19 protein-coding genes and 1 other RNA gene are annotated in these 20,895 nt (G+C 61.4%); 9 read left to right on the top strand and 11 right to left on the bottom strand.

What is annotated here, in order from left to right; translation table 11 throughout:
* Positions 1-120: 120 nt before the first annotated feature.
* Positions 121-1,065: a DUF3078 domain-containing protein gene (locus tag ACYVM5_RS20050; RefSeq protein ID WP_460619858.1), complete on the top strand. Its 945-nt coding sequence runs from the start codon at positions 121-123 to the stop codon at positions 1,063-1,065.
* A 167-nt stretch (positions 1,066-1,232) separates the two neighbouring features.
* On the opposite strand, the gene ACYVM5_RS20045 is transcribed toward ACYVM5_RS20050, so the two are convergent.
* From ACYVM5_RS20045 to ffs, 7 genes are all read right to left on the bottom strand, one after another.
* A complete protein-coding gene (locus ACYVM5_RS20045) occupies positions 1,233-2,258 on the bottom strand; it encodes a Gfo/Idh/MocA family protein (protein WP_460619857.1) in 1,026 nt (341 codons plus the stop codon).
* A gap of 9 nt (positions 2,259-2,267) precedes the next feature.
* The gene (locus ACYVM5_RS20040; RefSeq protein ID WP_460619856.1) at positions 2,268-3,419 is read right to left on the bottom strand and encodes a DegT/DnrJ/EryC1/StrS family aminotransferase; all 1,152 of its coding nucleotides are present in this window, start codon (positions 3,417-3,419) and stop codon (positions 2,268-2,270) included.
* 43 nt (positions 3,420-3,462) lie between these two features.
* Positions 3,463-4,359 (bottom strand): glycosyltransferase family 2 protein, encoded by an 897-nt coding sequence (locus ACYVM5_RS20035; RefSeq protein ID WP_460619855.1) that lies wholly within the window; start codon positions 4,357-4,359, stop codon positions 3,463-3,465.
* Positions 4,360-4,390: 31 nt separating this feature from the next.
* Complete coding sequence (locus ACYVM5_RS20030) at positions 4,391-5,077, bottom strand: cell division ATP-binding protein FtsE (RefSeq protein ID WP_460619854.1); 687 nt, start codon at positions 5,075-5,077, stop codon at positions 4,391-4,393.
* Positions 5,078-5,081: 4 nt separating this feature from the next.
* Positions 5,082-5,285: a fructose-6-phosphate aldolase gene (locus ACYVM5_RS20025; protein WP_208174678.1), complete on the bottom strand. Its 204-nt coding sequence runs from the start codon at positions 5,283-5,285 to the stop codon at positions 5,082-5,084.
* Positions 5,286-5,394: 109 nt separating this feature from the next.
* Entirely contained in the window at positions 5,395-6,051 is a 657-nt protein-coding gene (fsa, locus tag ACYVM5_RS20020) for a transaldolase family protein (RefSeq protein ID WP_460619853.1), read from the bottom strand.
* A gap of 95 nt (positions 6,052-6,146) precedes the next feature.
* Positions 6,147-6,244, bottom strand: an RNA gene (ffs, locus tag ACYVM5_RS20015) — signal recognition particle sRNA small type.
* 218 nt (positions 6,245-6,462) lie between these two features.
* Here ffs and guaA point away from each other — a divergent pair.
* The gene (gene guaA, locus ACYVM5_RS20010) at positions 6,463-7,998 is read left to right on the top strand and encodes a glutamine-hydrolyzing GMP synthase (protein ID WP_460619852.1); all 1,536 of its coding nucleotides are present in this window, start codon (positions 6,463-6,465) and stop codon (positions 7,996-7,998) included.
* 172 nt (positions 7,999-8,170) lie between these two features.
* Positions 8,171-8,956: a type 1 glutamine amidotransferase gene (locus ACYVM5_RS20005; protein WP_460619851.1), complete on the top strand. Its 786-nt coding sequence runs from the start codon at positions 8,171-8,173 to the stop codon at positions 8,954-8,956.
* A gap of 224 nt (positions 8,957-9,180) precedes the next feature.
* On the opposite strand, the gene dgt is transcribed toward ACYVM5_RS20005, so the two are convergent.
* Genes dgt through ACYVM5_RS19990 form a run of 3 tightly spaced genes read right to left on the bottom strand, consistent with a single transcriptional unit; the run spans position 9,181 to position 13,887 of the window.
* Positions 9,181-10,563, bottom strand: coding sequence for a dGTP triphosphohydrolase (gene dgt / locus ACYVM5_RS20000; RefSeq protein ID WP_460619850.1), 1,383 nt, complete (start codon positions 10,561-10,563; stop codon positions 9,181-9,183).
* 1 nt (position 10,564) lies between these two features.
* Complete coding sequence (locus tag ACYVM5_RS19995) at positions 10,565-10,855, bottom strand: hypothetical protein (RefSeq protein WP_460619849.1); 291 nt, start codon at positions 10,853-10,855, stop codon at positions 10,565-10,567.
* Positions 10,856-10,875: 20 nt separating this feature from the next.
* Positions 10,876-13,887, bottom strand: coding sequence for a M1 family metallopeptidase (locus ACYVM5_RS19990; RefSeq protein ID WP_460619848.1), 3,012 nt, complete (start codon positions 13,885-13,887; stop codon positions 10,876-10,878).
* Between the two features lie 163 nt (positions 13,888-14,050).
* On the opposite strand from ACYVM5_RS19990, the gene ACYVM5_RS19985 reads away from it, so the two are divergent.
* Both ACYVM5_RS19985 and ACYVM5_RS19980 read left to right on the top strand, forming a co-directional pair.
* Positions 14,051-14,485, top strand: coding sequence for a DUF1810 domain-containing protein (locus tag ACYVM5_RS19985; RefSeq protein ID WP_460619847.1), 435 nt, complete (start codon positions 14,051-14,053; stop codon positions 14,483-14,485).
* Positions 14,486-14,560: 75 nt separating this feature from the next.
* A complete protein-coding gene (locus ACYVM5_RS19980) occupies positions 14,561-15,064 on the top strand; it encodes a DUF1648 domain-containing protein (RefSeq protein ID WP_460619846.1) in 504 nt (167 codons plus the stop codon).
* 38 nt (positions 15,065-15,102) lie between these two features.
* Here ACYVM5_RS19980 and ACYVM5_RS19975 read toward each other — a convergent pair whose 3' ends face one another.
* Entirely contained in the window at positions 15,103-15,780 is a 678-nt protein-coding gene (locus ACYVM5_RS19975; RefSeq protein ID WP_460619845.1) for a DUF1361 domain-containing protein, read from the bottom strand.
* A gap of 152 nt (positions 15,781-15,932) precedes the next feature.
* Between ACYVM5_RS19975 and ACYVM5_RS19970 the strand changes: the two genes are divergently transcribed.
* The 4 genes from ACYVM5_RS19970 to dcd all read left to right on the top strand — a co-directional run bounded on the left by ACYVM5_RS19970 (position 15,933) and on the right by dcd (position 20,865).
* Positions 15,933-17,789 carry an ABC transporter substrate-binding protein gene (locus tag ACYVM5_RS19970; RefSeq protein ID WP_460619844.1) on the top strand — a complete coding sequence of 619 codons (1,857 nt, stop codon included), beginning with the start codon at positions 15,933-15,935 and terminating at the stop codon, positions 17,787-17,789.
* Positions 17,790-17,953: 164 nt separating this feature from the next.
* Positions 17,954-19,252 (top strand): glutamate-1-semialdehyde 2,1-aminomutase, encoded by a 1,299-nt coding sequence (gene hemL, locus ACYVM5_RS19965; protein ID WP_460619843.1) that lies wholly within the window; start codon positions 17,954-17,956, stop codon positions 19,250-19,252.
* Between the two features lie 28 nt (positions 19,253-19,280).
* On the top strand, positions 19,281-20,183 hold the full coding sequence (locus tag ACYVM5_RS19960) for a hypothetical protein (protein ID WP_460619842.1): 903 nt from the start codon (positions 19,281-19,283) through the stop codon (positions 20,181-20,183).
* Positions 20,184-20,325: 142 nt separating this feature from the next.
* Positions 20,326-20,865, top strand: a complete 540-nt coding sequence (dcd, locus tag ACYVM5_RS19955; protein WP_342295817.1) for a dCTP deaminase — start codon at positions 20,326-20,328, stop codon at positions 20,863-20,865.
* Positions 20,866-20,895: the final 30 nt, after the last annotated feature.

The raw sequence follows: 20,895 nt of genomic DNA, 5'->3' as shown, positions 1-20,895 counted from the left end.
TGCGCTTAGGCAGGAAAGATAGAGAAATGGCAGAGTATAACTAATGTTGAGCTTGCGCACGGAGTAATAATCAGCCGCCAAAACGCCGTTATTTACTTCCTCAACCAACCTTCTCCTGCCATGAAACAGCTTGTCCTCCTGGCCTTGGCCGCCCTGGTCCTGGCCACCCCCGCCGCCGTAGCCCAAACCACGCCCGCCGTTATCCCGGCCCCCGCGCCCCCGGCCGTGCCCGACCCCCTCTGGCACAAGTCCATCAAAACCGGCCTCGGTCTCAACGAAGCCCTGCTCAGCACCAACTGGCGCGGCGGCGGCGTCAATACCATCGGCTTCAACGCTCTGTTCAACGCCAAGGCCAACCGCAAAAGCGGCGTGCACAGCTTCGACAACGAAGCCGATTTTCTCTTCGCTTTTTCCCAGACCAAGGGCCTCGGCTACCGCAAGGGCCAGGACCGTCTCTACCTCGACACCAAGTACGGCCGCGCCCTCACCGACCGTTGGGACATGTTTCTGTCGCTGAATCTGCTCTCGCAGTTCGCCCCCGGCTACAAGTACGACACCGACGCCGCCGGCAACGACCGCGCCCAGCTCACCTCCGACTCCTTCGCCCCGGCCTTCATCACGGCCGCTTATGGCTTCGAATACCATCCCACTACCTATTTCCACGTGCGCCTCGCGCCCTTTGCCCCGCGCCTCACGGTGGTCAACCGCGTCGAACGGTTTGTGTCCGCCCTCGGCGACACGCCCTACGGCGTGAACCCCGGCCACAGCACCCGTTTCGAAGTATTGGCCGCGCAGGTGCTGGCCGAATACGACCGCAACATCAGCACCAACGTCAACTTCAAGGCCCGTTACGTAATGTTTGCCAACTACGAGCACCTCAATTTTCAGGAAATCGACCACCGCCTCGACGTGGGCCTCACCGCCAAAGTGGGCAAGTACGTGAACGTGGCCCTCAACGGCATCGCCCTCTACGACTACGACCAAGACCACAGCATCCAGTACTCGCAGGGCCTAACCATCGGCGTAGCCTACGCCTTCCAAAACTTCGTGGATGCGAAGAAGTAACTGGAATGAAGCCTTAGCCGTCGACGAAGCGCCGGGGCCGGGAGGTCCGGGCACTTCGGCGGCGATGCCGATTTATACCCTTTAGCTGCACGTTAGCAGCGCGGTACAATTGTTTCGAGTGGGATTTAATTCGGAGGTGTATGCTATGCAAACGCGAAAGTCAACTGTTACCGCAGCGCGTAAATCCGCTCAATTATCTCCACCACTTTCAGCCCTTCCAGCGCATTGGTAGTGGCGAAGCTGCGGCGCTGCACGGTATCCACCACGTTTTCAATGACCTGCACGTGGTTGGCGGCCGAGCCCTGGAAGGGGCCGTAGTCGTTGGCGGGGCTGGTGGGGGGCAGCGCGGGCAACTGGTAGTTTTCGAGGTGGCAATACTCCACTTTATCCATGTACTGGCCCGCAATGCGCAGGCTGCCGCGCTCGGCCACCACCGTGAGGGAGCTTTCGAGGTTGCGGTCCCACACGGCGGTGCTGTAACTGAGCGTGCCACTGCCGCCGCGCAGCAGGTCGAAGGTGACGAGGCCGCTGTCCTCAAACTCCGTCAGGCCCTCGTGCGTGAAATCGCGGAACCGGGCCGAAATGTTGGTAATGTCGCCAAACACCCAGTACAGCAAATCGACGAAATGGCTGAACTGGGTGAACAATGTGCCGCCATCCAGGGCCTGCGTGCCTTTCCAGCCACCGGCTTTGTAATAGCGTGCATCACGGTTCCAGAAGCAATTTAGCTGCACCAGAAACACCTGGCCCAGGCGGCCCTCGTCGTACACCTGCTTCAGCCAGGCAGCGGGTGGTGAGTAGCGGTTTTGCATCACCCCAAACACCAGCTTGCCCGTTTGCAGGGCCGTGTGCACGATGGTTTCGGCATCGGCCTTGTGCAGGGCAATGGGTTTTTCGATGACGACGTGCAGGCCGTGGCGCAGGCCGGCCACCGCCTGCGGGGCGTGCAGGCCGTTGGGTGTGGCCACGGTGAGCACGTCGGCCGCCGGGCCGGTTTGCAGGTATTCTTCCAGCGAAGCGAAGAAGGGCACGCCCGGGAACTCCGCCGCGAGGCCGGGCTGCAGGTCAGCGCGGATATCAATCAGCGCCGTCAGCGCGGCACCGTCGTGGCGTGTAACCAGCGCCGCGTGGCGGCGGCCAATGTGGCCCACACCGCAGATTACAAAGCGGACTTCAAGGGTAGAATTGCTCACGAAAATGAATTAATTTCCAAAGAAAGCTCCAACGCGCCCGATGACATATTCCTGCTGCTCCACTGCTAGCAATGGGTGAATGGGCAGCGACAGCACCGCCCCGCACAGCCGCTCGGCTACTGGAAACTGCCCTGCCTGGTAACCCAGATAGGCATAAGCCGGCTGCGCGTGCACCGGCAGGGGGTAGTAAATCATGGTGGGCACCCCACATTTCTGGAGAAACAATTGCAGCTCATCGCGCCGCCCAGTTTCCTGCACCTGAATGGTGTACTGATGGAAAACGTGGCTGCTGCGCTGGTCCCGGGTCGGAGTGGTGATGCCGGGCACACCGGCCAGCGCGGCATCGTAGCGGGCGGCCACGGCCTGGCGGGCAGCGGTGTTGGCGGGCAATTGCCGCAGCTTCACCCTGAGCAGGGCGGCTTGCAGCGTATCAAGGCGGGAGTTGAGGCCGATGCGCTGGTGGTGGTATTTGCGGCTCTGGCCGTGGTTGGCGAGCTGGTGGAGCAGGGCCGCGCGGGCTGCATCACGGGTGAGGAGCGCGCCGCCGTCGCCCAGCGCGCCCAGGTTTTTGGAGGGAAAAAAAGACGTGGTACCGATTTCGCCCACTGCCCCGGCGAAGGCCGTTTCGCCGCTCTGAAATTGGAACGTAGCCCCGATGGCCTGGGCATTGTCTTCAATCAGGGCCACACCGTGGCGGTGGGAAATCGTGCGCAACGCCTCCAAATCGGCGCATTGCCCAAACAAATGCACGGCTACTATAGCGCCGGTGTGCGGCGTAATAGCCGCTTCCACCGCGGCCGGGTCGATGTTGAAGGTATCGGGCAGCGCATCAACCAGCACCGGCTTCAGGCCCAGCAGGGCGGCGGCTTCCAGCGTGGCCACGTAGGTGAAAGCGGGGATAATAATCTCGGCTCCGGCCGGCAGCTCCAGGCTCATCAGGGCCAGGGTCAGCGCGTCGGTGCCGTTGGCGCAGGGGATGGTGTGGGCGCCACCCAAATACGCGCCCAGCTCGGCCGCGAATTGGCCCACGGCCGGCCCCTGAATGAAGGCGGCCGTATCCAACACCTCCTGCATGGCCTCATTCAGAGCCGGTTGCAGGGCCGCGTGTTCGGCCGCCAAATCGAGCAGATAAATAGGGGAGGGCGGGGCAGGAAGAATCAAAACAAAGCCGGAAAAAGAGCGCCGCCAAAGATACCGAGCAAACTCAGGCCAGCTCCCGCAGCAGCCAGAAGAGTTTCAGCAAATCGAGCAGCGGCAAACGCGGTGCGGCCGAAAGCAGCTGCCGCTGCAAGGCCGGCTCTGCCGCACCCAGCGTGGCGCGGGCCGCCGGAGCCAAGCCCAACCGGCGCAGGCGCAACGCCAGTTGCAGCAGGCGCGAATCGGTGCCCAAACCGTCCAGGCGGTGCACTTGGGCCAGGTTGCGCACGGCCTGCTCGCTCTTTTGCAGGAACACTGCGGCCGGTTCCAGTCCGTCGTGCAACACCGGATTATCGAGATGCAGGATATCAATACGCGCCGCCGCCAGCTCCACGCCGAATTTAGTGTCTTCGTGGCCGTAGCCGGTTAGCCGCTCATCGAGCGGGAATTGCCGGAAAACATCGGCCCGAATCAACGCATTATTAATGGTGAGCTGGCCGTAGGGCGCGGCCTGGCGCACGGCGGCGGAGCGGGCTTCGCGAACGTGGCCGTAGTGCCAGCGCAGGTGAAGGGCGGGGTCGGCGGGCGGGGTGCTTTCGTAGCAGGTGCCGCCGATGAGCACGGCGGCGCGGCCCAGCGCAGCAGCGTAACGGGCCAAAAACTGGGTATCAGGCAACAGGCTGTCATTGTCGAGCAGCAGCAGCCACTCGTGCTGCGCGGTGGCTGCCAGCTGGTTGCGGATACCGGCGCGGCCCACATTCTGCGGCAGTTCGCGATAGCGCACGCCGGGCAAGTCGGCCAGTGGCCGATTAATCAGGCGGAATTCATTGCTGGAAAAATCATCGAGCAGCAGAACTTCCACCGGGCCGGGCCAGTCGGCAATCTGGGCAAGCAGCGAATTAACCAATTCCCCAACGGCGCGATTATAAACCGGAATTAAAACGGATAAACCGGCTGCTGCCATCGGTAAAATAATTCGGCCTGACGGCAGGAATTTAGGCGCTAAAACGGCGGGCTGAATCCAGCAACTCGCCGTCCTTGCACGTCAGCACGCGGTGCGGGTATTGCTCAATCAGCTGAAAGTTGTGCGTGGCCATCAAAATGGCAGTCCCGGCGTTATTAATCTCGCCAAACAGCTGCATGATGCTGGCCGAAACGTCCGGGTCGAGGTTGCCGGTGGGCTCATCGGCCAGCAGGAGCACGGGCTCATTGAGCATGGCGCGGGCGATGACCACGCGCTGCTGCTCGCCGCCCGAAAGGCGGTGCGGCATGCGATTGGCAGCGCCGCTCAGGCCCACGCGCACCAGCACGTCCGAAATGCGCTGTTGCTTCTGCGACTTGCCCTTCCAGCCCGTGGCGTTGAGCACGAACATCAGGTTTTCGGCCACCGTGCGGTCACTCAGCAACTGGAAATCCTGAAACACGATGCCCAGCCGGCGGCGTAGGTACGGCACCTTGCTGGTTGGCAGTTTCGGCAGCGAAAAGCCGGCCACGGTGCCCATGCCGTTTTGCAGCGGCAGGTCGGCGTACAGGGTTTTCAGCAGCGACGACTTGCCCGAGCCGGTGCGGCCCACGAGGTAGGCAAATGCGCCTTTTTCCAGCGTGAAGCTCACGCCTTGCAGCACCGCCTGCTGCTCCTGCATTATCGTCGCATCGTGCAGCTCAATAACGTTCTCGGTCATATGGTTACAAGCTCAATGGCCGCAATTTGCCAAACTCCAGCCCCGAAATCACGGCGGCCAGCTCCGTCTCCTTGCCTTCGAGGCCGTAGCGGTGCAGGTCCTTCAGCGGCCGGTCGGCCCGGAAGTAGGCGATGAGCACAAAAGCCTCGTCCCGCAGCTGAATGTAGTCGGGGATTTTGGCCTTGCCTTTTACTTTGATGATGTACATTGTAAGAACTTAGATATGAGAGCTTAGAACTTAGATTTTCAAGTCGTTTCGGTAGTAAGCCGAGCCGGTTTTTGAGTTCTAAGCTCTAATTTCTATGCTCTGGTACAAACTACGAATTAACTTTTTTGTGGTCGGCCAAGAACGTCGCTAAACCCTTGTCCGTGAGCGGGTGGTTCAGCAGCGCCATGATGACGTTGAGCGGGCAGGTCACCACATCGGCCCCGATTTCGGCGCACTGAATGAGGTGCGGCACGTGGCGGACTGAGGCGGCCAGCACCTCGGTGGGGTAGCCGTAGTTGCTGAAAATCTGCACGATTTGCTCCACCAGCTGCAGGCCGTCGTGGCCGATGTCGTCCAGACGGCCTACGAATGGAGACACATAGGTGGCACCCGCTTTGGCGGCCAGCAGGGCTTGGCCGGCGGTGAAAATCAGCGTGCAGTTGGTCTTGATGCCCTTATCCGAGAAGTACTTGATGGCCTTCACGCCGTCCTTAATCATGGGAACTTTCACCACGATGTTGGGGTGCAGCTCGGCCAGGGCTTCGCCTTCGCGAATGATGCCATCAAAATCAGTAGCAATGACTTCGGCCGACACGTCACCGTCCACCAGCTCGCAGATTTGGCGGTAGTGGGCCATCACGCTATCGATGCCGCGAATGCCTTCCTTGGCCATCAGCGACGGGTTGGTGGTCACGCCGTCGAGGACGCCCAGTTCCACGGCTTCGCGGATTTCGGCCAGATTGGCGGTATCGATGAAGAATTTCATGCAGTTCGAAGATAAAAAAAGTCGGCCCCAAAGCTACTCATTCGCCCGCCAAAATTGCGGAACAGAGCAGCACCGGGGCCGACCAGAAAAGGCAAAAAAAAGCAAGCCAAAATCGCACCGCTACAACCACCTACCCTTGCTACCTTCCGGTCCTGGGGGAGTTCAGCGGGAGCTGGTCGTTCTGACTTGCCGATGCAAAGGTAATCACGGATTCATCGGATTCGACACGGATTCATCGGATTTTGTGGCCGCCGCGCGCCGACAGACCGGTGCGGGCGCGGGTAAGCGGCTGATTGCATTGGAAATGCCCACTGGTGTGGCCGGGTGAAAAATATTTTGCGGGTCTGCCAATCGTCTACAAAATCCGTGAAATCCGGAAAATTCGCTTAAATCCGTGATTAGCTTTGTGCCATGGAACGACTTATCATCCTTGATTTCGGCTCGCAGTACACGCAATTGATAGCCCGACGCATTCGCGAATTGCATGTGTTCTGCGAAATTCACCCCTACACCCACGCCCCGAACCTCGTCCTTAGCGATGATATTCGGGGCGTTATTCTTTCCGGCTCGCCGTGTTCGGTGCGCGACGCGGACTCGCCCAACCCCGACCTGAGCCACATTCTGGGTCGGGTGCCGGTGCTGGGCGTGTGCTACGGCGCGCAGCTGCTGGCCCAGCAGGGCGGGGGCGAGGTGACGCCCGCCACCATCCGCGAGTACGGCCGGGCGCGGCTGTCGTCGCTCGATGCGGCTTCGCCGCTGCTGGACGAGATGCACGTGGAGTCGCAGGTCTGGATGTCGCACGGCGACACCATCGAGCGCCTGCCGGCCGGTTATAACATCATCGCCAGCACGCCGGAAGTGGCAGTGGCCGCCTTCAAAATTGAAGGCCAGGACACGTATGGCATCCAGTTTCACCCCGAAGTAACGCACTCCACCGAAGGCAAGCTGCTGCTGCGCAACTTCGTGGTCGACATCTGCCAATGCGCCCAGACTTGGACGCCCGACCACTTCGTGGATTCGGCCGTGACGGCGCTGCAACACACCATTGGCCCCGATGACCAGGTGATTCTCGGCCTCTCGGGTGGGGTGGATAGCAGTGTGGCGGCCCTGCTGCTGCACCGCGCCATTGGCCCGCGCCTGCACGGCATTTTTGTGGATAATGGCCTGCTGCGGCAGGATGAGTTTGCCACCGTGCTGAAAGCCTACGAAGGCCTGGGCCTGAACGTGACCGGCGTAAATGCCGCGCCCGAGTTCTACGCCGCGCTGGCCGGCATCAGCGACCCGGAGGACAAGCGCAAGGCCATTGGCCGCACGTTTATTGAAGTGTTCGACCGCGAGGCGCAGAAGGTGAAAGGTGCGCGCTGGCTGGCCCAGGGCACCATTTACCCCGATGTCATTGAGTCGGTGTCGGTGCACGGCTCGTCGGTGACCATCAAGAGCCACCACAACGTAGGTGGCCTGCCCGAGAAGATGAACCTGAAGATTGTGGAGCCGCTGCGCATGCTCTTCAAGGACGAGGTGCGCGAAGTAGGCGCGGCGTTGGAACTGCCCGCCGAGATTCTGAACCGGCACCCCTTCCCCGGCCCCGGCCTGGGCATCCGCATCCTCGGCGACATCACCCCCGAGAAAGTGGACCTGCTGCAGCGCGCCGACGGCGTATTCATCGACCTGCTCAAAAAGCACGGCCTCTATACCCACGTGTGGCAGGCGGGTGCCATGCTGCTGCCCATCCAGAGCGTGGGCGTGATGGGCGACGAACGCACCTACGAGCGGGTGGTGGCCCTGCGTGCCGTGACCAGCGTGGACGGCATGACCGCCGACTGGGCGCATTTGCCCTACGATTTCCTGGCCGAGGTAAGTAATAAAATCATCAACCAGGTGCGGGGTATTAACCGCGTGGTGTATGATATTTCGAGCAAGCCACCAGCGACGATTGAGTGGGAATAAGCACGATGCTTGACGAATAATAGAACGTCATGCTGATTGCAGCCGAAGCATCTCTACCGTGATAGTAAAATCGATTACTTGTGTGGTAGAGATGCTTCGGCTGCAATCAGCATGACGTTCTTCTTTGCCATCAATAACCAAAATGCTCATGCGCTTCCACTGCCTCCAACACATGCCTCACGAGGGCCCCGGCCACGCCGCCGAGTGGCTGGCCGCGCACGGCCATTCGCTCACATTCACGAAGCTTTTTGAGCCGAAGCCGGTATTTCCGGCGTTGGCCGATTTCGATGGTCTGCTGATTCTGGGCGGGGCCATGAGTGTGCACGACGAGGACAAGCTGCCGTGGCTGCGCGATGAAAAAGCCTTTATCCGCGAAGCGCTACGGGCGGGGAAGATTACGCTGGCCATTTGCCTGGGGGCGCAGCTGGTGGCCGAGGCGCTGGGCGGCGAGGTGCGGCCCAACCACGCGCCGGAAATCGGCTTCTGGACGGTGCGGTTTTCGGCGAAGTCGCTGGAGCACCCGCTGCTGCGCGGGTGGCCCGAGAAGGCCGCCGTGCTGCACTGGCATCTGGACACGTTTGCGGTGCCGCCGGGGGCCTTGCGCGTGGGCATGTCGGCGGCTACGGCCACACAGGGGTTTGTGTGGGGCGATGGGGTGATTGGGTTCCAGTTTCACCCCGAAATGACGGTGCCGATGGTGGAGCAGCTTATGGCTGACGAAGGGCACGAGCAGGCCGCGGAAGAAGAATTCGTGCAGACGGCAGAGCAAATTCGCAGTAAGCTGAAATCAGTGTGGAAGGGGCGCAAGCTGCTGGAGACGCTGCTGGAGAATCTGGTGGCGCTGCATGAGAGCGAATATAGATTCGCTGAAAAAGTAAGCCCCAAAATAGTAGAGCATCAAAAGCCGATTCGGGTTACTGAAGCGGCTTTTGATGCATCAATGAAGCAATGTCAATAGAGACGCAATACTACTTGATTCCCGTTGTTGCCTTCGCAACATTTATTCTCTGCATCTGGCTCGCGCACCGTTTTATTAAAGCGCAAACCATAACCTGGGGTGTTCGAATAGCGCTTTGGACTGGCGCGCAACTGCTCAGTGGCGGGTTGTTTTTGGGCTTGGGATTGATAATGTTATTCGCGTTTATGGCTCATCATCCGATGGACCCGCCGATTAAATGACCCTCAAAACCCCTTCGGCAACTCAATCCCCTTAATCGTCTTGTACAAGCTCAGCGCGTTCTGGTCGGTCATGCCCGCTACAAAGTCCGTCAGCAGCAAAATCTTTTCATAAGCTGATACATCCGCCTGGTGGCCTTCGGCGCGGAATTGCTCGGGGAGTAGCAGGAGCAGCTTGCGGCTGCGGTGGCCCTGGCTGTGGTCGAATACGGCGCAGAGGAAGGCGTCGAGCAGGCCGCCGAGGACTTCGAAACCGGCGGCTTCGATTTCGAGTACCGGGCGGCTGCGGTAGAGCTGGTGGATGCTTAGGCGCTGCACTTCCTGCAAATCGGCCCAGCAGCTGAGCTCTTTGATGAGGGACTGGTCGTACGCGCCGCGCAGGATGGCTGGGGCGTGGTGGGCGAAGAGGGCCGCCAGCTCGTTCACCAGCTTGCCGATGAGGCGGGCGCGAACGTAGCCCAGCTCCTCGCGCCAGTCGTGCCACTGCACGCTGCCGACGCGGCCGGCGGGGTCGTTGAGCATGCGTTTGAGTAGCGGCAGGCCGGTTTCGGGGGCGATGAGGCCGAGCTTGAGGCCGTCCTCGAAGTCGATGATGCGGTAGCAGAGGTCGTCGGCGGCTTCGACGAGGAAGGCCAGCGGGTGGCGGTGGTAGAAGCCGGCGGCAGCGTCTTTGGCCAGCAGGCCCAGCTCGGCGGCGACGTGCTGGAAGCGGGCGCTTTCGGTCTGGAAATGGCCGTATTTCTTCTCCGAAACGCCGCCGGTTTTGGCGGAATCAGCCACCAGGCTGGGTTTGGGGTATTTGGTGAATGCGCCCAGCGTGGCGTAGGTGAGGCCCAGGCCGGCGGTGCCGGTACTGTGCGCGGCGTAGGTGTGCGTGAGGATGCGGAACCCCGCCGCGTTGCCCTCGAAATGCTGCAAATCGGCCACTTCGGCGGCGCTTAGCTGCGCCAGATACGGCGCGGCGGCGGGGCTGAGGAAGTAGCTGCTGATGGCGTCCTCGCCGGAGTGGCCGAAGGGCGGGTTGCCGATGTCGTGGGCCAGGCAGGCGGCGGCCACGATGTCGCCGCAGTCCTGGTCAAGGTTGGGGAGTTGCGCGGCTAATTCGGCAACGGCTTCCATTAAATGGCGGGCGGCGAGGCGGCCCAGCGAGCGGCCCACCACGGCGGTTTCGAGCGAGTGGGTGAGGCGGGTGTGCACGAAATCGGTTTCGGGCAGGGGCATCACCTGGGTTTTGCGCTGCAAGCGCCGGAACGCGGAGCTGAACACCACGCGGTCATAGTCCTGCACGAAGGCCCCGCGCACGGGGGCCGTGCTGGCGGGCGGCAGCTGCTGGTCGGGGAAGCGGCGCTGCGAAAGCAGGCGCGGCCAGGACATTGATTTGAAGGCCATTCTATTGTACTGTTTGTACAGTGCGGACGATATTAATCAACATGAAAGCTCCTCGAACCGAAAAAGATGTACACCAGGCGTTTTTCATGCCGACCAAAACTACCGGTTGAGCATCTGCATCAGCAATGCTGCGCGATAACGCTTGTTGTGATGCCATTCCTAGCCCTGGAATATTAAATATGTGCGGCGTCCGAATCCAAGCAGCAAGCGCAATGCTTTCATTTCTGGCCATGACCTGCTCAATATAAGTCCCACCTTTATAGTCGACAATAATCGTGTACAAGCTATCCATTGTTGATATCTAAATCTAGATTACCGCGCCAGCTGCTCGTCGAGCTGCCGGAAGGGGTTGAGCGTATTCAGATTCAAGACAAAGCGAATGCGGTCAGTGAAATCCTGGCGGCTGCTGGGGAAGCCGTTGGCGTATTGCGAGCCGGCCACGGGCAGGTAGAATTGCAAAATGTCGCGCAGCACGGGCACCACCAGGCCGGCATCGTAGTAGAGGCGCTGGGCGGTGCGGGTGGTCGATTCGCTGGTGCGGAAATAGTCGTGGGTGGCCCCGAAATCGGCGAACACGGCTAGACGCGTGACCGGCAAATCGGCTTGCAGGTTGAGGGTGCTGAGCCACTTGGTGTCGGCCACGGGCAGGTAGCCTTTGAACGCGCCATCGCGGTCGTCGGTCTGGTGGAGCTGGGCCGTGACGCTGTGCGAAATCTGCTGGCGGTCGAGGAAGGCGGTTTGGCGGCGGTAGTCGGGGCTGCCGCTCAGGCCGAGCACGAACTCGGGGCTGCTGGGCTGCTGCAAAAACCGGCCGCCAAACAGGCGCGCCTGCACCCGCTTGCCCCGCGAATAAAAGCGGAAGTAGCTGGCGCTGGCCCGCAGCAGCAGGGCCTGGCGGTTGTTGGCGTCGTCGGAGCTGCTGGCAATCATGCGGTTCAGGTCCACGGCGGCGCTCCAGCCCTGCAGGCCGTTGGCGTAGCCCACGCGGTAGTCTATGGCCTGGAACACACCGGTGCGGTCGCGGTCCTCGTCTTTCACAATGGTATTGGCCACGGTGAGGCGCTGCTGCGGGGCCGCCCCCGGCGCGTGGGGCCAGGCAAAGCTCACGCTGGGCTCGTATTTAATGTAGCGCTCGAAGCGCTGTACGCCCATGGCAATGGTGGCCTGCCGCGACAGGTGCTGCGGCAGTACGTTGAGTTGAATTCGGCCGATGCCGTTCAGCTCGTTGCGGCTGAAGCTGTACATGGGCATGGCCAGGTATTGCAGGCGCTTGGGAGCCAGCGGGCTGTTATAAAACGCCGCGCCGAGCATGAATTTATCCGAAGTATTGGCCCCCAGCACCGGCAGCCAGCTGATGGTGGCCTTGTCCCAGCGCTCCACGCTGGCCAGCGGCCGCAAGCGGATGGGAGTGGAGCGGGAAGGATGGTCGGCCACGGTGAGGCGGTCGTTGCGACGGTTGAGCTCGGGCGTGACGTACTGGGCATCCACCACCAGGGCCGCCACGTTGGCGCGCTTGAAATTGAGCTGGCTGGTAGCCTCTTCCTCGGCGTTGGGGTCAGTGTTGCCGAAGGGCGCGGTCCAGAGCGTTTCCAGCACCCGGCCATTGGCATCCACGGACGATACCGGCACGGCCCAGGGCGTGGGCGAGTCGGTGCGGACCAGCACCTTCACCACGTCGTTGAAGCTGGCCAGGGTTTGCAGGTCGGCGTCGTAATGCTGCGTGTTGGTGAGCATGCCCTGGAAAAACCAGCCCAGCTTCTGGCCCGTGCTTTCCTCAAACACGGCCTGCATGTCCTCGGGGTAGGGGTGCTTGAACTGCCACCGCTCGTAGTAGAGGTGCATGGCCGCGTCGAACTTCTCCTGGCCTAAGTAGCCGGCGAGGTACTTCAGCAGCGAGCCCGTTTTCTCGTACACGATGACGGCGGAGTTCACCATTGTGTAGCTGGCCATTGAGGGGCCTTGCACCGGCTGGTCGAGTCCCCGGCTGGCCAGGGCCTGGTAGGGTACCTGGTCGAAAGCCGAAGCCGGCAGCTTTTCCAGCCCGAACGTGCGGGCGATGCGGGGGCTCTGGGCAAAGGCCATCATGCCGCCAGGGTGCAGGGTGTCGCGCTCGCTTACACGGTGCTCCACGTAGGTATTCACGCCCTCGTCCATCCACGGAAAATCCCGCTCATTCGAGCCCAGGATGCCGTAAAACCAGTTGTGGCCCACCTCGTGCACGATGGCGCTGGGCATGGTCACGGTCACCATCGGATACTCCATGCCAGAGCCGGCGCTCAGCGCGCCATCCACCGCCGTGGCGGCCGAGTAGGGGTACTCGCCCACCCAGCGCGAGTAGTAGGTGAGGGCGTCGTTGACGTCCTGGAGGCCCTTTATCCACTTGGTGGCCTCGCGGTTGGTAAAGAGCACCCACGAGGTGACGGTGCGGCCTGAGGGCAGCGTCACGCCGCTTTTCAGCACGTTGAAGCGCTTATCGGCAAACCAGGCGAAGTCGTGCACCCGGTCCTGCTTGTAGCGCAGGGTTTTGGTGGTGGCGTCGGAGGGCGGGAATTTCAGGTCGGTGCCGAAATCCTGGGCGGTTTTCTTGGCGGCGGCGGTGGCGGCCAGGGCGTCCATGCGGGCGCGCTCGTCGGGGTTTTGCAGCTCGCCGGTGGCCCCCACGGTGTAGTTGGTGGGCAGGGTAATGGTGACGTCAAACGAGCCGAATTCGGAATAGAACTCGCCTTGGTCGAGGTAGGGGATGGGGTGCCAGCCGCGCCGGTCCAGCACCGCCGGCTTGGGGTACCACTGCGTAATCTGGTAGCTCTGCCCCACGTGCCCAAACCGTGAAAACGATGCCGGAATCTTCACCCGAAACGGTGTGCTGATGCTGGCCGTGGCCCCCGCCGCCAGCGGCTGTGGCAGCACCAGCTTGGCAATGTCGGCGTTTGCGGGGTCGAATTCCAGCTTGGCCGGCTGGCCGTTTACTTTGAAATCGAGCCCATCAATAAAGCCCCGGTCCTCGGCTTTGGCGAACTGGAACCGATTCTTGCCGTCGCGCAATTGCTGCTTGGCGAATGCAGTCGAATTGTCTTTGTAAGCATTCGGCCACAGGTGAAACCAGATGAAGGTGAGGGCCTCCGGCGAGTGGTTGACGTAAGCCAGTTCCTCGCGCCCGGTGAGGAAGTTGGTCTTGTCATCGAGCGCCACGTCGATGGAATAGTTGACTTCCTGCTGGAAATAGGGGCCGGCGGCTTTGGGTGGCGTGGGCTTGGGCGTGTGGCGCTGGGCCAGGGCAAGGCCGGGTAGCAGGGCCAGGAGGCCGGCGAGTATGCGTTTGGTCATGGTCAGAAGCAAGGGCGGGAGTAGCGCCGCGCCTATGGGACGAAGCTACGGCGCGCCATGCGACTGCGGGGAGGCAGAAGGATGGAAATTGGCTGCAATTAGTGGGGAGTCGTAATTAAAGATGCCCGCTTTCCCAGCAATCCGTTCAGCAATTCGCATTACCATGGCTGCCAAAAACAACCTGCAACGATTCATCGCTGCCCAGTCCTCGTCCTACCAAACCGCGCTATCCGAAATTAAAAACGGCCGTAAGCGCAGCCACTGGATGTGGTTCATCTTCCCCCAAATTCAGGGCCTGGGCCTGAGCGAAACCGCCCGATTCTACGCCGTAGCCGATGCGCAGGAAGCGAAGGATTACCTGGCCCATCCCGTATTGGGTGCACGGCTGCTGGAAATTTGCCAGGCACTGCTTGGGCTGAAATCCAGCGATGCCTACGATATTTTCGGCAGCCCCGACGACCTGAAGCTGAGGTCTTCGATGACGCTGTTTGCGGCGGTGGGCCGCAGTCCGGTATTCCGGCAGGTGCTGGAGAAGTTTTATGGCGGGGCTCAGGACGATAAAACCCTGCGTATTCTGGCTGCGTCAGCGAACTTCTGAGCGGCTTTGTAATGCAGCCCTGACCGCCGCGATAGATGCTTCAGTAAGAAAAGTAGTCCAGCTTTTGACCGGAAAATGGAAGCAAGACCCAAAATCGCCGTGCCCCAAACGGCGGCCGACCAGGCGGCAGAACTATGCGCCTGGAGCGCGCTGGTCTTGCTTTGGGGCCTGACTATCTGGAGTCTGTTTACCCTGCCCGCCACTATTCCGGTGCACTTCAATGGGGCCGGCGTGCCTGACCATTACGGTGAAAAGAGCAGCCTCCTGATGCTGCCGCTGGTAGCTACCGTGCTGTTTGCTGCCCTCACGGCTGCCGGCAAATTCCCCCACGTACTTAACTATCCTGCCGAAATCACGCCCGCCAACGCGCTAAGCCAGTACCGGGGAGCCATCCGACTGACTCGCAGCCTGAAAATCGGGATGGTGCTTGTTTTCCTCCTGCTGGTGTTTCAAACCGGGCAAACCGCCACCGGAAAGACGGCCGGTTTGGGCGCGTGGTTTATGCCCGTCACGTTAGGGCTGCTTTTTTTGCTGCCGGGATTGTGGTACTGGGTTACTGTATCCCGCGCCCGGGCTTGAAAAACGTTTGAAATGCATTGAATTTAAAGCTCGTGCTATTACTCGTGCGGGCGTCCCAGCAGCCGCACCGTGCCGTAGCCTACCAGCAGAAACAGCCCAAAAACCAGCGTCACGCCCCACGTTCCAGGAAAGGAAAAAGGGTGCAAAATCCGGTTCACGATATCGAAAAACAGCGTGAGCGGATTGGTGACTATGTTCCAGGAGTTGAAGCGCAGGTAACGGCCCAGGTAGATGCCGAAACTGCTGAGCAACAGCGCCACCGCGGCAAAGCCCCAGCCGGCCCCGAAGCCCAGGCGCTGCTGCACCAGCCGCTGCATGTCGGACAGGGAAGCGTAGGCCAGCATCAGGCCGTTCCAGGCGCAGCTGAGTATCAGGGCCAAATCGTACCAGAGCGGCACGCCGGGGCGGGTATCGAGGTGAAATAAATCGGTGAGGATGTAGGGCGCGTTGGGGAAAAACAGCAGCCATACTGCCCCCACCGGTACCAGCATGCGCGCCCGCAACGGTCCCTTGGCCGTGCCCAGCATGGTGCTGAGCGCAAAGGGCACAACAGCCAGAAATAGGTTCCAGAGCATAAACAGGAACGTGAGGCGGCCCGTCAGCAACACGCGGCCCGCCACCAGCAGGATGCTCAGGGCCACGGAAGCAGCCAGTGCGAACACCAGCGTGAGCCGCGCGCGGGTGAAGGACTGGCCGGAGAGGGTGGTTACTTGCATAAGGTTAAAGTTAATGCCGAAGCGCCGGGAAGTGGTTACATCGGCGTCGGGCAAACGACAACGTTCGGCCCGGCGGGCTGCGTGTCCGCCGGGAGGCATTTATGGCTAATTTTGCGCGGCTTACCACAGGGGCAAGCGTGTTTTCTGGTTCAATGACGTTCACTCCTTCGCTGCGGCGGCCGCTTCGGTGGCTGGTAGCCAGCCTGCTGCTCACCAGCCCTGCGCTGGCCCAAACGCCTGTTAAGCCTAAGCCAGCTACTCCTTTGCCCGCTGCCAAGCCGCCAGTCGCCAAGCCTACTATCGCTGCGCCGGCCAAGCCGCAGCCGGCTACCACTCAGCCCGCCAAGCCCCAACCCACCAAACCCAAGCCCACCGCCGTGCCGCCCGCCGAAGCCGGCGTGCGCTACCGCAGCGGCAAAACCCAACTCGACCAGGGCAACTACGCCGCCGCCCTCGCGCAGCTGGAGCCGCTGGCCCAGCCCACCGCCCGTTTCGCCCGCGCCGCCGATGCCGCCTACCTGGCCGCCGTGGCCAACGCCCGCCTCAAGCAATGGCCCGAGGCCGAGCAGATGCTCAACCTGCTCCGCACTGAGTACCCGACTTATCCGAATATGCCCGATGCGCTGTTTCTACAAGCGCAGGTTTCCTTCGAGCAGGAGGATTTCGACACGGCCCTCAAAACCCTGACTCAGCTTCCTGCTGATAAGCTAGTAGCCGAGCGCGAGGCCATGAAGGCCACTTACCTGCCCCGCATCAAGGAGCGCAACACCTGGCAGCGCAACCTGCGCCGCTACCCCGACGATGCCACCCTGGCCCGTGCCTACGCCGACCACCTCATTACCGGCGGGGCCTTCACCGATGCCGACCGCCCGCAGCTCGACGAGCTGATTGCCAAATTCAGCCTCGACCCCGCCCGCTACACGCCGCGCCCCCGGCCGGTTTCCGTCAAGAAAACCAGCTACAACGTGGCCGTGCTGCTGCCCTTCGAGCTGGCCGACCCCAGCTGGCAAACCCAGCGCAAAAACCAGTTCGTGACCGACCTCTACGCCGGCCTGCGCCTGGCCCAGGACAGCCTGCAACGCGCCGGCCGCCCCATCCAGCTTTTCGCCTACGACACCGGTGCCGATACCCTCACCCTAAAACAAACCCTGGCCCTGCCCGAACTGGCCGGCATGGACATGCTCATCGGCCCGGTCTATAAATCAGGGGCTAAGCTACTGGGCCGCTACGCCCGCGAGCACCAGATTATCTGCGTCAACCCACTCTCTCAGGACGGCGACTTGGTGCTTGATAACCAGTGGCATTACCTCTTTGCACCCAGCTCGGCCACGCAGGGGCGGGTAGCGGCGCAGTTTGCGCTCAATGCCTTTGGGGCGGGCCGGCCGGGCCTCGTATTGTATGAAGACAGCAAGGACGACGCCGATTTTGCTACCGCCTACAAGGCCACGTTTGAGGAGCAAGGCGGCAAAATCAGCGCCCTGCGCCGCTTCAACCCCGATGTGGACGAGAGCCTCGCCGCCGCCTTTGCCGGGCCGGAGCTGGCCGCCGCCAGCCACGTTGTGGTGGTGTCTGATAACCGCCGTATCGGCCCCTACGCCCTGCGCTTGGTGCAGCAGCAGCCCGCCGCCACACGCCCCGGTGTGCTGGCCCCGGGTTCCTGGCTCGATAACCCGCGCCTCGACGTGAGCCAGCTCAATGGCCCCGCCACCTACTTCATTCAGCCCAAATACTACGACGAGCAGGGGCTGGGTTTCCGTCGGTTTCGGCAGCTGTATTTGCAGCGCCAGCACCTGCCGCCGTCGATGTTTGCCAGCCAGGGCTTTGAGATGCTGCTGTATTTCGGCAACGCGCTATTCCAATACGGCCCGGCATTTCAAACCGGCCTGTCCACCATGCCGCAGGCCACGGGCGCCATCTTTGAAGGCGAAAGCTACCCCGGTGGCGCGCACGACAACCAAGTGGTGCCCATCGTCAAGCTCAGCGGCCTGGAGTATCAGGTGATGCGCTAAGATTCGCCAGCACGGCTACAAAAGCACGTCATGCTGAGCGCAGTCGAAGCATTTCTACCGCTTCGTTGCAGTCGGTATTGATTAGTTACACGGTAGAGATGCTTCGACTGCGCTCAGCATGACCGTTTTCTTAAAAAAAATAGATTTATAACGCTTCCTATTTCATGCTCAACCTCACCACTTCCGCTGCCCTTTTCGAACGTGCCAAAACCCTCATTCCCGGCGGCGTAAACTCGCCGGTGCGCGCCTTCCGCTCGGTGGGTGGCTCGCCGGTATTCATGCAGAGCGCCCACGGGGCCTGGCTCACCGATGTGGACGGCAACCAATACGTCGACTTCATCAACTCCTGGGGCCCGATGATTCTCGGCCACGCGCCCGAAGTGGTGCTCGATGCCGTGCGCCAGGCCCTGCCCAACTCGCTCAGCTTCGGCGCGCCTACGCACCGCGAGGTAGAAATGGCCGAGTTGATTCGGGAAATGGTGCCCAGCATTGAAAAAGTCCGCCTCGTAAACTCCGGCACGGAAGCCTGTATGTCGGCCATCCGCGCCGCCCGCGGCTACACCGGCCGCGCCAAAATCATCAAGTTTGAAGGCTGCTACCATGGCCACGGCGACGCCTTCCTGATTGCGGCTGGCAGCGGTGCCCTCACCGCCGGCGAACCCGATTCGGCTGGCGTAACCCAGGGCGTGGCTCAGGACACCCTCACCGCGCCCTACAACGACCTGCCCGCCGTTGAAGCCCTCATCGCCGCTAATCCCAATCAAGTAGCAGCCCTGATTCTGGAGCCCGTGGTAGGCAACATGGGCCTCGTAGCGCCCGCCGCAGGCTTCCTGCAAAGCCTGCGCGACCTGTGCACCCGGCACGGCATCGTGCTCATTTTTGATGAGGTGATGACCGGCTTCCGCCTTGCGCCGGGTGGCGCGCAGCAGCTCTACGGCATCACGGCCGACATGACGACGCTGGGCAAAATCATCGGCGGCGGCCTGCCCGTAGGCGCTTACGGCGGCCGCGAAGACATCATGAACTGCGTGGCCCCGGCCGGCAAAGTATACCAGGCCGGCACGCTCTCCGGCAACCCCATGGCTACGGCCGCCGGCATGGCCCAACTCCGCTACCTGCACGAGCACCCCGAACTGTATACCGCCCTCGAAGCCAGCAGCGCCCGCCTCGCCGACGGCACCCGCCAGATTGCTGCCGAGCTGGGCCTTAACTACACCGTGAACCGGGTAGGCTCCATGTTCAGCCTGTTTTTCACAGACAAGCCGGTGAATAATTTGGACGATGCCAAGCACTGCGATACCGCTGCCTTCGGCCGCTATTTCCACGCCATGCTGGACCGCGGCATCTACCTCGCGCCTTCGCAATTCGAGGCCCTGTTCGTGTCCACGGCCATCACCGACGAGCTGGTGGAAAAATACCTGACCGCCTGCCGCGAATCGTTGAAAGAAGCGCACAGCTTGTAACGAGCGTTAAACCTGCGACCTTTGCCCGATGCTAAAATTCCGTCTGCTAAGCCTGCTTTTGTTATTTGCGGCGTTTGCCCACGCCGAAACGCCCGCCCAGGCCAACAAGCGCCTCTTCGATAAAACCATCGACGAGCTGAATTTCCGCACCATGGAAACGGTGTACGACAAGTCGTTCACCCGGGGCAAGTTCCCGCTCACGTTGCGCACCGCCGCCGCCCGTCGCGCCTTCGATGGCTTTGGTGATAACAAGGCGCTCAAGCAGCTATTTCTGAACTACAACGGCATTGCCGAGCGGTACAAAAACCGTTTCGGCAACGGCCCGCTCACATTGGCGGAGTTCGATAAACAGCTGAAATCGGTGCTGCTGGACAAGAACTTCGAGTTCTTCATTCACAACCTGCCGCGTGATGAGCGGGTGTCGCTCATCCGGGCCGAGCAGCGCCTCATTCAGCAGGCCAGCGCCCAGTTCAACGACTCCGGCGCGGCGGCCGGCCCCACCGTACCTGTTGCCGATAACGGTGCCCAGCCCGAAGCCCCCGTCACGGCTCCACTCACCACCAACGACGCCGACGGCTCACAAGTGGAAACTACGCCCGCCGCGGCCGATGAAGCCCCACTCACCAGCGCCCCCGTGGTGCCAGCCGGCCCGGCCCCGCACCACGACTGGGTCGACTACCTCACGCTGCTGCTGAGCCTGGCCAGCGCCGGGATGATATTCCACCTCATTACCAACGTACTGCCGGCGATGAATCGCCGCATCAACAATCTCAGCGCCGAACCGGAGCCCGAACCGGAGCCCCGTAGCTTCGCCAGCCGCCTACGGCCCAACCGCAACCCCGGCGGCCTGCGCGAAGACCGGTACGAAGACGATGAAGAAGAGGAAGCCGAAGGCGAGCCCGCCGGCCCGTACCGCCACGACGACGACTGAGGAATTAAATAATCTGGTCGTCATGCAGAGCGCAGCATCTTGCCCGCAGTAAGTAATCCAATCGAATGAATTGGTGGTGACGGGCAAGATGCTTCGCTGCGCTCTGCATGACGTTCTAAAATTTCACATCCTACAATCCCCTATGATTCTTACCGACCAGCAAATCCTCGCGGAAATCGAAAAAGGCACCATCGTCATCGAGCCCTACGACCGCAGCTGCCTGGGCACCAATTCTTACGATGTGCATCTTGGCAAGTACCTCGCCACCTACCGCGATGAGGTGCTGGACGCCCGGAAGCACAACGAAATCGACACCTTTGAAATCCCCGAAGACGAAGGCTACGTGCTCCAGCCCGGTCGCCTCTACCTCGGCGTGACGCAGGAATACACCGAAACCCACGCCACTGTGCCCTTCCTCGAAGGCAAGAGCAGCGTGGGCCGCCTCGGCATCGATATTCATGCCACCGCCGGCAAGGGCGATGTGGGCTTTTGCAACCATTGGACGCTGGAAATCAGCGTGTCGATGCCCGTGCGCGTGTACCGGAATATGCCCATCGGTCAGCTCATTTATTTCACAGTGCAGGGCGATGTGAACACCTTCTACAACCGCAAGGAAAACGCCAAATACAACGACAAGACCGACAAGCCGGTGGAGTCGATGATGTGGAAAAACAAGTGGTAGAATATAGCGTTGGGGCAATGCCGGGACAAT

Source organism: Hymenobacter ruber, from assembly GCF_054783255.1.
Note: the sequence above shows the minus strand (reverse complement) of the source record. Positions and strands in the feature narration are given on the sequence as shown.

Bases quoted from the DNA above. Each gene is read 5' to 3' on its own strand.
- ACYVM5_RS19970 (WP_460619844.1), top strand. From the start codon at position 15,933: ATGACGTTCACTCCTTCGCTGCGGCGGCCGCTTCGGTGGCTGGTAGCC.
- hemL (WP_460619843.1), top strand. From the start codon at position 17,954: ATGCTCAACCTCACCACTTCCGCTGCCCTTTTCGAACGTGCCAAAACC.
- ACYVM5_RS20005 (WP_460619851.1), top strand. From the start codon at position 8,171: ATGCCTCACGAGGGCCCCGGCCACGCCGCCGAGTGGCTGGCCGCGCAC.
- dcd (WP_342295817.1), top strand. From the start codon at position 20,326: ATGATTCTTACCGACCAGCAAATCCTCGCGGAAATCGAAAAAGGCACC.
- ACYVM5_RS19960 (WP_460619842.1), top strand. From the start codon at position 19,281: ATGCTAAAATTCCGTCTGCTAAGCCTGCTTTTGTTATTTGCGGCGTTT.
- ACYVM5_RS19995 (WP_460619849.1), bottom strand. From the start codon at position 10,855: ATGGATAGCTTGTACACGATTATTGTCGACTATAAAGGTGGGACTTAT.
- ACYVM5_RS19975 (WP_460619845.1), bottom strand. From the start codon at position 15,780: ATGCAAGTAACCACCCTCTCCGGCCAGTCCTTCACCCGCGCGCGGCTC.
- guaA (WP_460619852.1), top strand. From the start codon at position 6,463: ATGGAACGACTTATCATCCTTGATTTCGGCTCGCAGTACACGCAATTG.
- ACYVM5_RS19985 (WP_460619847.1), top strand. From the start codon at position 14,051: ATGGCTGCCAAAAACAACCTGCAACGATTCATCGCTGCCCAGTCCTCG.
- fsa (WP_460619853.1), bottom strand. From the start codon at position 6,051: ATGAAATTCTTCATCGATACCGCCAATCTGGCCGAAATCCGCGAAGCC.
- ACYVM5_RS20025 (WP_208174678.1), bottom strand. From the start codon at position 5,285: ATGTACATCATCAAAGTAAAAGGCAAGGCCAAAATCCCCGACTACATT.
- ACYVM5_RS19990 (WP_460619848.1), bottom strand. From the start codon at position 13,887: ATGACCAAACGCATACTCGCCGGCCTCCTGGCCCTGCTACCCGGCCTT.
- ACYVM5_RS20050 (WP_460619858.1), top strand. From the start codon at position 121: ATGAAACAGCTTGTCCTCCTGGCCTTGGCCGCCCTGGTCCTGGCCACC.
- dgt (WP_460619850.1), bottom strand. From the start codon at position 10,563: ATGGCCTTCAAATCAATGTCCTGGCCGCGCCTGCTTTCGCAGCGCCGC.
- ACYVM5_RS20035 (WP_460619855.1), bottom strand. From the start codon at position 4,359: ATGGCAGCAGCCGGTTTATCCGTTTTAATTCCGGTTTATAATCGCGCC.
- ACYVM5_RS19980 (WP_460619846.1), top strand. From the start codon at position 14,561: ATGGAAGCAAGACCCAAAATCGCCGTGCCCCAAACGGCGGCCGACCAG.
- ACYVM5_RS20030 (WP_460619854.1), bottom strand. From the start codon at position 5,077: ATGACCGAGAACGTTATTGAGCTGCACGATGCGACGATAATGCAGGAG.